Source organism: Streptomyces sp. NBC_01294, assembly GCF_035917235.1.
Taxonomy (GTDB): domain Bacteria; phylum Actinomycetota; class Actinomycetes; order Streptomycetales; family Streptomycetaceae; genus Streptomyces; species Streptomyces caledonius.
Genome location: NZ_CP108423.1, coordinates 1934506 through 1946431 on the forward strand (window position 1 = coordinate 1934506; position 11926 = coordinate 1946431).

At 68.6% G+C, this 11926-nt stretch carries 6 protein-coding genes; 4 read left to right on the forward strand and 2 right to left on the reverse strand.

The window, feature by feature from the left end:
* The first annotated feature begins 56 nt into the window (after window positions 1-56).
* From drmA to drmC, 3 genes are read left to right on the forward strand one after another with little or no spacing between them, the layout of a single operon-like run.
* Window positions 57-3887 carry a DISARM system helicase DrmA gene (gene drmA, locus OG534_RS08620; protein ID WP_326587500.1) on the forward strand — a complete coding sequence of 1277 codons (3831 nt, stop codon included), beginning with the start codon at window positions 57-59 and terminating at the stop codon, window positions 3885-3887.
* On the forward strand, window positions 3884-5785 hold the full coding sequence (locus OG534_RS08625; protein ID WP_326587501.1) for a DUF1998 domain-containing protein: 1902 nt from the start codon (window positions 3884-3886) through the stop codon (window positions 5783-5785). Before drmA ends, OG534_RS08625 begins: the two co-directional genes overlap by 4 nt.
* Window positions 5782-6546, forward strand: a complete 765-nt coding sequence (gene drmC, locus OG534_RS08630) for a DISARM system phospholipase D-like protein DrmC (protein ID WP_326587502.1) — start codon at window positions 5782-5784, stop codon at window positions 6544-6546. The genes OG534_RS08625 and drmC overlap by 4 nt, the downstream gene beginning before the upstream one ends.
* Before the next feature lie 33 nt (window positions 6547-6579).
* Here drmC and OG534_RS08635 read toward each other — a convergent pair whose 3' ends face one another.
* The gene (locus tag OG534_RS08635) at window positions 6580-9162 is read right to left on the reverse strand and encodes a GmrSD restriction endonuclease domain-containing protein (protein ID WP_326593527.1); all 2583 of its coding nucleotides are present in this window, start codon (window positions 9160-9162) and stop codon (window positions 6580-6582) included.
* Window positions 9163-9294: 132 nt separating this feature from the next.
* Between OG534_RS08635 and OG534_RS08640 the strand changes: the two genes are divergently transcribed.
* Window positions 9295-11391 carry a UvrD-helicase domain-containing protein gene (locus OG534_RS08640; protein ID WP_326587503.1) on the forward strand — a complete coding sequence of 699 codons (2097 nt, stop codon included), beginning with the start codon at window positions 9295-9297 and terminating at the stop codon, window positions 11389-11391.
* Between the two features lie 345 nt (window positions 11392-11736).
* Here the strand turns inward: OG534_RS08640 and OG534_RS08645 are convergent, their stop codons facing one another.
* Window positions 11737-11916 (reverse strand): hypothetical protein, encoded by a 180-nt coding sequence (locus OG534_RS08645; RefSeq protein ID WP_326587504.1) that lies wholly within the window; start codon window positions 11914-11916, stop codon window positions 11737-11739.
* Window positions 11917-11926 lie beyond the last annotated feature (10 nt).

Consider the following 11926-nt stretch of genomic DNA (forward strand, 5'->3'; position numbering starts at 1 on the left):
GCGGCCCCTCACAGAGGCCACCGACCGGCTCCCTCGCACGAAAGGGCCTGATCCGCATGCCGCCCCAGCCCGCCGCCACTCCCGGCGTGCCGCACCCCCTCGACGAGGTGCCGCAGACCTTCCTCCCCGGTGACTCGTACGACGTGCGTGACAAGCTGGCCGAGTTCATCCGCCTCGACCTGCTCGGGCCCTGGGACGGCGACACGGAGGCACTCCCGCCCCGCTCCGCCGGACCGCGCGACCGCTACCTCGTCGGCATGCTCGGGCCCCGGCCTGAAAGCAGCGAGACCGCGACTCAGATCGCCCGTACCGCCGCCCAGATCGCCGACGTCGAGCCGGGCAGCGACGACGGCCAGGAGGAGGGCGGGCCGCAGGAGCGGCTGACCCCGCAGGCGTCAGGGCGGATCTGGGCCTCGTCGATGGGTCTGTCGTTCGTGGTTCCCGCATCGATCGGCGCCCTCAGCGTCAAGGCCTCTTGGGGCCGGTACTCGCTCTCCACCGCCCTCACCGACGACGGGCGGTCCGCCCAGGTCTGGGGGCGCGAGCCGGTCGAGCACCCCTGCGACATCAACGTCACCCGCACCGGGGACCAGAGCCGCATCCTGGAAGGCGACGCGTCCTCGGGGATCTGCCTCGACGTACAGGTGCGCGAACGCGCCGGCGGTCAGGGCGGCGAGGACCTTCGAGTCGTCGAGATCGCGCTCGTCAATCGACTGCGGGAGAACGACGCGGAGCGCCGGGACACCCAGTGGCTGTTCCAGACGGGTCTCACCGTGACCGCGTTCCCCGACGACAAGGCCGCTGTCTTCCTGCCGATCGACGATCCGCTGGACCCCACGTCCTCGGGCGGCGCCGAGGACGTCGAGGAACGTCGGCTGCGCCTTCTCTACCGCGACAGCCTGCGCCATGCCGTCGGCCGTAACACTGCTGTCCAGGTCGACGTCCGCAAGGGCGAACGCCGGGCCCACCGGCTGCGGACCAACTGGCTGCCCGAACACGACGTTCCGGCCACCACGGCACCCACCGCCACCGAGCAGCCCCTGCTCGCCGGGCTCGAACTCGGCATGGACGAACTCGCAGCCCTGGCCGTGCCCGGGCGCCACAAGGAGCTCAGCGACACGCTCGCGCCCCTCGCCGACGGCTACCACACCTGGCTCCAGGGGCAGCGCGCCAAGACCCGTACGCTGCCCGAGGACCTGCGGGTCGCCGCTGAGACCGCCATCGACCAGGCCGAGGACGTCTGCCACCGCATCGCGTTCGGCATCGACGCGCTCAGCTCCGACCCCCAGGCCCTGGAAGCGTTCCGCTTCGCCAACCGGGCCATGGCACACCAGCGGCGGAACACGGCCATCACCGCCCTGCGCGCCGGACAGGACGCCCTCGGCTACGAAGAGGCCGTCGCCGCGGTTGACAAGAAGGGTAAGGAGGCGGCCAGTTGGCGGCCCTTCCAGCTCGCCTTCGTCCTGCTGAACCTGGCCTCCCTGAGCCAGCCCGGCCACCCGCACCGCGGCACCGGCCGCGAGGCTCTCGTCGACCTGCTGTTCTTCCCCACCGGCGGCGGCAAGACCGAGGCGTATCTGGGTCTGGCGGCGTACACCTTCGCCCTGCGCCGTCTCCAGGGAATCGTGGGCCGCGGTACCGAGGCACGCGACGGCAGTGCCGGCGTCGGGGTCCTCATGCGGTACACGCTGCGGCTGCTGACGGCCCAGCAGTTCCAGCGGGCGGCCGCACTCGTCAGCGCCTGCGAGGTGCTGCGACGCGAGGAGTTCGCGCGCGACCGACGGTGGGGCGAGGCCCCGTTCCGTATCGGCCTGTGGGTCGGCAACTCCGTGTCGCCCAACTGGTCCTCGGAGGCGCAGGAGCAGATCGCGGGCGCGAAGGAGAGCGCGAGCGACAAGCATGCCCGGGTGATCCAGGTCCTGACCTGTCCGTGGTGCGGCGAGGGCCTGACCGCCCACTCGAACATGAACTACGACGAGGACCGGCGCCGGGTGCTGCTGTACTGCCCCCGCGGCGAGGGCGAGGGGCGCTGCCCCTTCTCCCGGCTCGGCGCGCCCGGCGAGGGCATTCCCGTCCTCACCGTCGACGAGGAGATCTACCGGCTCGCGCCCGCGATGGTGATCGCCACCGTGGACAAGCTGGCGCAGCTCCCTTGGAACGGATACGCGGGGCTGCTCTTCGGACGGGTCACCGAGTGGTGCCCCCGGCACGGCTATCGCCACGACGACCTGGACCAGCGCACCGGCTGCCGCAGCCGGCATACCCGCAAGGGTGACAGGCTGCCCGCGGTTGCTGCCCAGCCTGTCACCCGGCTGCGACCCCCGGACCTGATCATTCAGGACGAGCTGCACCTGATCTCCGGTGCGCTCGGCACCACGGTGGGACTGTTCGAGGCTGCCGTCGACCAGCTGTGCAGCTGGTCGTACACGGACACGGAGGGGCGTCGCCAGGAGGTGGGACCGAAGATCATCGCTTCCACGGCGACGACCAAGCGTGCCGCGGACCAGGTACGCGGTGTGTTCGCGCGGAAGGTCGCCGTCTTCCCACCGCAGGTCCTGGACGTGGGCGACACCTTCTTCTCCCGGCAGGTCGAGCTGAGCCGTACCGATCCCGGCCGCCGCTACCTCGGGGTGTGCGCGCACGGTACACGACTGAAGGCTGCCGAGATCCGGGTCGCCGAGATCCTCCTGCTGGGCGGGCAGGAACTCTTCGACACCTATGGCGCCCCGGCCGATCCGTACATGACACTGGTCGGCTACTTCAACGCGACGCGGGAACTCGCCGGCATGAGGCGGTACATGGACGACGACATCGCCACCCGGGTCCGCGTGAACGGCGGCCGCAAGGGCCACCGGACGATCGCCGACCGTATCGTCACCAAAGCCGGCATGCTGGGCATCCAGGAGCTGACGTCGCGGATCTCCTCCGCCGACATCGGCGCCACCCTCAAGCGGCTGGAGACACCGTTCGATCCCGAGCGGGACACCTCGGTGCGGCGCCGTGCGCTGTTCGCCGAGTACGCGGCCGCCCTCCGGGACAAGCGGGACTCGCGGGTGACGCTCACACCCGTCCAGAAGCAGGCCGTGGACGTCGTGCTCGCCACCTCCATGCTCCAGGTCGGTGTGGACGTATCCCGGTTCGGCCTGATGCTCATCGTCGGCCAGCCCAAGAACACCGCCGAATACATCCAGGCATCCTCGCGCGTGGGCCGTGACGCCCGCCGGCCCGGCCTCGTCGTCACCCTCTACAACTGGTCACGTCCCCGTGACCTGGCGCACTTCGAGGACTTCGCGCACTACCACGACACCTTCTACCGCCAGGTCGAGGCCCTGTCCGTCACGCCGTTCACCCGCCGGGCCCTCGACCGGGGCACCGCGCCGACCTATGTCGCGGCCCTGCGCCAGGCCGCGTACGAGCACTCGCGCAACACCGATGCGCACCACGTGGACCTTGACGGCCCCATCGCCACCCAGGTCGAACAGCGGCTGCTGGAACGAGCGGACCGGGTCGGAGGCGAACGTGCCCAGCGCTATCTGTCCGAGCGCATCACCGCGCTGAAGGACTCCTGGGCCGAGCAGCGCGAGAGCGGCGGTGTCCTCGGCTATCGCAAGGAGAAGAGGAAAGACACCCTGGTCAAGGGCCTGTTGAACCGGGCAGACGGTTCACGGTGGGACGAGCTCACCGTGCCCATGTCGATGCGGGAGACGGAGAACGAACTCAATCTCCTGCTGTCCGGAGGGGGAAAGTTCATGGAACAGGCCACCCACAGCGGGCCGGAGTGGCGTTTCACTCCGGCGGATGACGAGAGCACCACCTCCGACGCGCCGGTCGACGCCGACGAGTACGGGATCACCACGGCCGGGCCGGCTGGAAAGGGACGACGATGAGCGCCAACTACTACCGACGGGTGGGCGCGGCCCGCCCCAGCCACCTCATGTACACGGCAGGTGTCGGCGCCCTGATCGACCTGCCCAACTTCTCCGTGCTGGTCAAGGGCCTGGAATCCTGGAGCCACAACGGCCTGGCCGGATATGTCATCGACGAGCCCCGGCTGCGTACGGCGGTCAACCGCTCCTTGCAGCTCTACGGCGCCGCGCAGATCAACGAACTGCGTTCCGCGCCCTGGATGGAGGGGGCGGACAGCTCGCCCAAGGACTTCGCCGCGCAGGGTGTGGGCGTGCCGGTGACACCCTTCCCGCAGTGGCTGCGGTGCACGGCATGCAATCTGCTGGCCCCCATCGACGCCGAGGCGTTCACGTTCGTCAACAACAACCCGCGCACGCCTCACGAGGCCAAGTTCGTCCACGACTGCAAGCGCAGCAAGCCGCTGGCCGTCGCCGCCCGCTTCACGCTGGTGTGCATCACGGGCCACCTCGACGAGTTCCCGTACGCGCCCTTCGTCCACCACGGCAACATGTGCTCGAAGGCGCCCCGGCCCCTGCTGCGCATGAAGGACCACGGAGGCAACCAGGCCGCCAACGTCACCCTGGAATGCGTGGCCTGCGGCGAGCAGCGCAACATCCGCGACGCCATGGGCGAGCGGGGGCGCCGCAACCTGCCCGCCTGCCGGGGCCGCCATCCACACCTCGGCACGTACGAGACCGGGTGCGCCGAGGAGGCCACGCTGATGGTCGCCGGCGCGTCCAACCAGTGGTTTCCGATGACGCTCAGCGCGCTCGCACTGCCTCCCAGTAAGAACGCGAACCTCGCCGAACTGGTCGAGGAACGGTGGGCCGAGCTGCAGAACGTCACATCCCGTGTGGTGTTCGACGCCTTCGCCGGGACACCCGCCTACGCCTATCTCAAGGAGTACGACGCCGACGCGCTCATCGCCGCCGTGCAGGCTCACCAGGACCGGCTGACCGGCAAGAAAGCCGAGGACACCGCGGGCCCGGTCACCCCGGCCGACCTGCTCAGCCCCGAATGGGCCGTGCTCTCGTCCTCACCCGTTCCCGATGCCACCGATGACTTCGCGTTGGAGGAGGTGACCGTCCCCGACAGCCTGAAGGACCTGTTCGCGGACGTACGGCAGGTGCAACGGCTGCGGGAGGCCCGCGCGCTGATCGGATTCACCCGGCTCGACGCGCCCGACCCGGAGTCTCCGGAGATCGCCACGCCCGTGCGCCTGGCCCGTACCTCCCAGAACTGGGTTCCGGCGAGCGAGGTGCGCGGCGAGGGGATCTTCCTGCGGGTCCGGGATGAACTGATGGCCGAGTGGGAGGACCGGATGCGGAAGTCGCCCGCCATGCAGGCGCACCGCGAATCCTTCGCCCGCTTCCGCACCAACCGCAAGTCGGACCGGCTCCACGGGCCGTTCGACCCGATGCGCGGCTGGCCCGGGGAGCGCTATCTCGCCCTGCACTCGCTCTCCCATCTGCTCATCCGCACCATCTCCCTGGAGTGCGGCTACAGTTCGGCCAGCCTCGGCGAGCGCATCTACGCCGGTGACGAGGACAATCCGCGTACCGGAATCCTGATCTACACGGCCGTGCCCGACTCGGAGGGCACCCTCGGAGGCCTTGTCTCCCTGGCCGAGGAACCGCATTTCGAGCGGATCGTACGCCGGGCGCTGCGGGACGCATCCCGGTGCTCCTCCGATCCGCTGTGCGCCGAGCGGCTCCCTCACGATCCTGCCGACTACCTGCACGGCGCCGCCTGCCACGTATGCCTGTTCGTATCCGAGACCACCTGCGAGCGCGGCAATCGCTTCCTCGACCGCCGCTTCCTCGTGCCGCTCGGTGACGAGACCGACCAGGTGCTGACCCCCATCAGTCTTCGGCCGTGAGCCGGGCGGGGTTCGAGGAAGCGGCCGAGGCTGTCACCGCGATATTGGGCACCTCGCGGACCAAGGACCTGGTGGGACTGTTCGCCCGCGGACGGGGGGTGGAGCATGCTCTGATGACAGTCCAGGATCCGACGGCGAGCGACGCGATCCGGGAGCTCTACAGCGCGGTGGAACGGCACGGCATTCCCTATGCCGAGGCCGCCGCCTATCTGCGGGGCTTCGTCACCGGCTGGACGCGACAGCGGGACGAGGTGGACGTCCGCACGGTATGGAGCGGTCCCGCCACACCCGGTGTGCCCGTACGGCCTACCGCCCGGGTGCTCGTCGAGGTCGTCGGGAAAGCTCAACGGGAGCTGCTGGCCATGACCTACTCGGCACGCGCCTACCCGCCGCTGTCGGCAGCGCTGCGGGCGGCAGTCGGGCGCGGCGTCGAGGTCCACATCGTGGTCGAGACGAAGGCCGGGGCCTCGGGCTTGCTCGACGGACCCGAGCCGGCGAAGGCGTTCCAAGGCGTGTCAGGTGTACGCCTGTGGCATTGGGCCGCCGAGCGGCGAGATCACCAGCGGGCCCGCCAGCACGCCAAACTGGCCGTGGCCGACCGGCAGGTGTTGTGGCTCGGCAGTGCGAACCTCACCGAGTCGGGGGTACGCAAGAACCTGGAAGCCGGGGTTCTGGTCACCGGAGGCACCGCCCCTCAGCGCGCTGCCGAGCACATACGCGAGCTGCAGCGGCGGGGTGTGCTCAGGCCCCTGTCTGCCTGAGCACACATCCACGCGTTCTGCCGTCTCCGCATTTCAGAATGTCGCCTCGCCCTCGATCGGGCGCCGGGCTTCAGCCAGGGCTGTCACATGGATGAACCATTCCAGTACGGCGCAGATCTCCTTGCTCTGGCTGGCGAAGACCTCCAGGGAGAAGGAAGGCCGGAGGTCCAGCTTGGCCTCGGCCAGGTCGATGCCCTCGATCTGGTTTAACCGGGCCATGAGTTCGCGCCGCGAGGGCTCATCGTCGAACGGCGGCCTCCGCTTGAGGTGCTGGAAGACCACCTCGACCGTGCCGCTGACCGGGTAGATCGCGAGCGGCCACAGCGGGCGCGGTGCGAGGGCACTGCCGACGTCCAGCGTGGGAAAGCAACTGGTCTCGTTCGCCTTGCCGTAGGCCTGGTGGCCGCCCTGGTTCTCCCAGAACCCCAGCGTGCTCAACAGTCCCTGAACCGCCTCGGGTGTCTGGTTGTCTCGGAGCTGAGTCTCGAACCGGTCGGCCGCGGTTTCGTCGCCCGGTCCCGGAGGCGATGCGGGCGCACCGTCCTCGGCGGCCTCCTTGCCCACCAGAGCGGCGAGTTCCGCCGTGGTCAGCCGGTGGGAACGGTGGGCTCGGCCGCTCTCGTCGAACGGCACCCCTTCGGCTTCTAGGAGGGCCTTCGGATCGCCGGAGTGCCGGTCGTCCGGCCAGCGGAAGCCTGCCGAGATCCGCCCGTCCGCCGTGAGGACACGATGGGCACAGTGCAGACCCGTCCTGGTCGCCACGTGGTTGCCGATGGCCACCGCATGCGTACCGATGAGGGCGCCGAGATCTCCGTACGTCGTCCAGGTACCGGCCGGCATCGCCAGGAGAGCTTCCCGCAGCTCCCGCCACCCCGTCCATTCGTCGTCGGCGTGGACCACCCCGTCGATGGGGCCGGGCCACAGGGTGACGGCGCGGTCGGCCAGTTCATCGGCACGCGCCAGGATCTCCGCCCTGCCCCAGCGCTTCTGGGCGGCGATGTTCTGGTTCATCCGCAGAGCGCTGGAGTCAAGGATCTCCTGCTTGCGGCGGAAGGGGTGGTTGGACAGGCGCATGTTGTCGCCGGAAAGGGTCAGATTGCCCAGAGTGTGGACCAGCAGCGTGTGCAGCTCGCCCGGACTCTCGCCGTCGCCGGCCTCCTCTGCGAGCAGGTCGAACCACTGCTGGGCAGGCTGCTGCGGTAGTACGTGCTCGACGGTCAGCTGCGCCTTGGCGTAATCGACCGGCTCGCTCGCGCTGTAGCTCTCCTCCAGGCGGCGCAGCACCTGGAACCTCTGCTGTCCGCGGCCCGTCTTGTAGAAGGGGCGGGTGCGGATCGCCTCGCGGACGGCTTCGTCACCGGGCCACACCCGGGGACCGACCTTGTACCGCGAAAGGTGGCGGCGTACCGCTTCGGCCGGAGAATCGTCCTTGTCCATCTCCTTGGGCAGCTCCATGAAGACGCGGTTGCTGCCCGCGGTGGAGTTCCCGGTGAACAGCCGTCGCACCATGTAGCTCTCGGCGTAGACAAGAGCCTGGGCTGCCTCGGCAGGCCCGGCCTGGCCGACGTCCACGAGGTCGAGCACGTGCAGCGCCAGCGGGTAGTGGGTCTGCCCGCCCCACCGCAGGAGGCGCTCCAGCACCTCGCGCAGTTCCGGGTGCTTCTCCCGCTCCGGTTCCAGGATGCGCATGAGCCGGTCCGCCCGCAGCGAGAGGCGGCTGATCTCCGCCTCGAGCGCCGGCTCGTCCGTGCTGAGCGGCTCCAGCCGCTTCTTCTGGTCGCGGTAGATCTCGCTCTGCTTGGCCCGGCTGTTGCCGCCGACGACCAGGTCGAGCCAGACCAGGAGCTCAAGGTTGGCCGGGCCGAGGAGTTCCTGCATGGGGAGCCACAGGTTGCGGTAGACGGATTCGCCCCGCGTCGGCAGGCACATGAACAGGTAGTTGCGCAGCAAGTCGCTCTGGCTGAGACCGACGCCCGTATTGTTGATGGATTCGAAGATCCGGTAGACGTTGTCTCCCGGTGCCGCGGTGATCGCGACGATGGACAGGAAATCGCGCAGTACTGCCTCGGCCGCATCCACCCAGGGTTCTCCCCCGTTCTCCTCGCCGTCGGTCAGGGCAGCGACGAAGAAACGGTAGGCGGCGCCGATGTTCCCCGACCCGCCTGCCTTCGGGAGGGAGTCCACACAGGCGATGAATGCCTCACGGTCGGCCTGGGTGGGCAGCAGTCGGTAGTGGTCGTAGCCGTCCTCGTAACCGTTGACGAGGAGCAGGTCGTGGATGCGCGCCGCCTTCTTCTGGGCGCCGCTCTCCCGATGGCGGTCCCGCAGAGCAGTGAAGGCGAGCATGAGCGTGGTCAGCCGCTGCTGACCGTCCACCACGAGCCAGCGGGTCATGCCGCCGGCGGCTATCCCTTCGGGCGCCAACACCACCGAGCCGAGAAAGTGCGCGGTCGGAGGTCGGCCGGCCAACCGGTCTTCCACCAGCTCCACCACGTCGGACCACAGCTGCTGCAGCTCCTCCCGCTGCCAGCTGTAGGTTCGCTGATAGAGGGGGACCTGCAACTGCATCTCGCCCTGCTGAACCAGTTTGCTGAACGTGATCTCCCGAGCCTGCACGCGCATCCCTTCGCCAACAACCCGGTACCGGCCACTCATTGTCCCCCATACCGGTACGGTGATCACCAGAATCGAGAACCGCACCGCATGGGGGCACGGATGGCGACACTGGGAATCCACAAGGACTTCCTGATGGAATTCGCCAGGCTGGAGAAACCGGTCCAGAAGCGTGTTCAGGAGGTCTTCGAAAAGTTCCGCGAGCACCGGCATGCCGGGCTCCACCTCGAGAAGCTCGAGCACCCCCGTGACCCCCGCATCCGCACCATCCGCATCACCAAATTCATGCGCGGAGTCGTACTCGCCCCCGACTCCGGTGACAGCTTCCTGCTGCTCAAGGTCATGGCGCACGACGACGCCATCGCCTGGGCGCTGAAGCACCGCGCGACGGTGAACTCCGCGACCCAGGGGATCGAGCTGCGTGACGACGTCGCACTCGACCGCGCCACCGCGTCGGTCCACCAGACGGTGCCGGCAACCGAAGCCGGCGGGCTGTTCGACCGCGTCGCCGACAAGGAACTGATCCGGCTCGGCATCGATCCCGATCTGCTGCCCCTGGTCAGACACCTCAGCGACGAAAGTCATCTCGACGCACTCCACAAGATCCTCCCCGAGCAGCAGTACGACGTACTCGCCGGCCTCGCGGCCGGACTGGAGCCGGAGGATGTGTGGCGCGAGGCGATCGCCTCGCAAACCGAGCGTTCCCACCAGCACGACCACGCGGACTCTGCGGATCTGCTCACCGCTGCCATGGCCCGATCGCAGGGAAGGATCGCCCTCCTCAACGGCCCGGACGAGCTGATGGACGTCTTGTCCCGGCCCTTCGACGCCTGGCGGGTCTTCCTGCACCCGAGTCAGCGGCGCGTGGCCTACCAGCCCTCGTACAAGGGGCCGGCAAGAGTGACCGGAGGCCCTGGCACAGGCAAGACCGTGGTGGCACTGCACCGCGCCCTGCACCTGGCGCGGCGGTTGCCCGCCGAGGCACCCGCCGAGTCGATCCTGCTGACCACCTTCACCCGGGACCTCGCCACCGACTTGCGGCGGAGTCTCGAACTGCTCATCCCCGAAGAAGGGCTCCGCGCCAAGATCCGCGTGATCAACGTGGATGCGCTGGCCAATCAGGTGGTACGAGCCGACCGCGGCCGTCACCTGAACATCGTCACCGACCAGAGGGAGATCGCCGCGCGCTGGTCGCGGATCGCTCAGCGACTCGGTGTGGAGTTCACCGGTACCTTCCTAGACCAGGAGTGGCGCCAGGTCGTCCTCGCTCAGGATCTCCGATCGCCCGAGGCCTATCTCAAAGCGTCCCGCAGCGGCCGGGGCACCGCTCTCAGCCCACTCAAACGTGCCCAGGTCTGGCGGGCTGTCGAAGCATTCACCCAGGAACTACGCCAAGCCGACGAGTTGACGTTCCTCCAGGTCTGCGCGGAAGCAGGACGGCTGATGGAGCCGCGCCTGGAACGACCGTTCCGTCACGTGGTGATCGACGAAGCCCAGGACCTGCACCCCGTGCAATGGCGCATGCTGCGCGCTCTGGTGACACCGGGGCCGGACGACCTGTTCATCGCAGGAGACACACACCAGCGCATCTACGGCAACAAGGTGTCACTGCGCAGCCTCGGCATCTCGGTTACCGGGCGGTCCCACCGCCTGCGGATCAACTACCGGACTACCCGCGAGATCCTGACGTGGTCCACCTCACTGCTGACGGGTGAGCACGTCGACGACATGGACGGCGGCATCGATTCCCTGTCGGGCTATCGGTCCGCGTTCCGAGGCGCGCACCCCATGACTCACGGAGCCACGAGCAAGTCCGAGGAGATCTCGGCTCTCACTGCCCAGGTCTCCGAGTGGGTCACCGACGGAATCGAACCCAGCGAGATCGGCGTGGCGGTGCGCTACATCCAACTCGGCAAGGAGATCGCCCAGGCCATGAAGCAGGTCGGGGTACCGGCTGTCGTACTCGGTACCCAGGCCGGGCACGGCGAAGGGATCCACATCGGAACCATGCACCGGATGAAGGGACTTGAGTTCCGGTGCATGGCAGTCTCCGGTGTGAACGACGGCGTGCTGCCGATGCCCGGTGCGGTAACACCCGAGGAGTTGGACCCGCAGCAGCACCGGGAAGACCTCCGGAGCGAGTTGAGTCTGCTCTTCGTTGCCTGCACCCGAGCGCGGGAGTTCCTGCGAGTCTCTTGGCATGGAGACGCCAGCACCTTTCTCTCCTCCTGAACTGACCCTCCGAAGGAGCGGCAGGTCAGGCGTCCTAACGCACCGGTTCCAGGATCGCCACGCAGTTCACCTGGTGCGTCATCGGCAGGTTGTCAGCTGTGCAGCACCAAGGCGCTGCACAGCAGGTCAAGCGCGCATCACGTGTCGGTGGAGATGGCGTTGGGGATGGTGACGTGGGCGGAGGGAGCGTAGTCGGCGGGGCCGACGGGCAGGTCTGTCGGGGATACCGGGAAGGTCTGACACGCCATCGTCGGTCCCTTCTTCCGAACCGGTGGCCGCGCCTGTGTCTGGTATCCGATATTCGGCTGCCAGACTCGCCTGCGCAACTGCTCCGGCCCGGTGCCGTCAAGCAGTGTCACGGTAGAGCAGAAGCAGCCGCCGCTCCTCCGGCTCCTCGGCGGCCCTCAGGTCCGACGTGCCCTCGGGGAGCCGGTTACTGAGGGCCACCTCCAGGACGCAGGTCCTCTCCCGCCGGACGTTCGCAGACCTGTACGTCGAGGTGGACTGGGCAGCGGTGCAGGCCATCCTGCGGGCG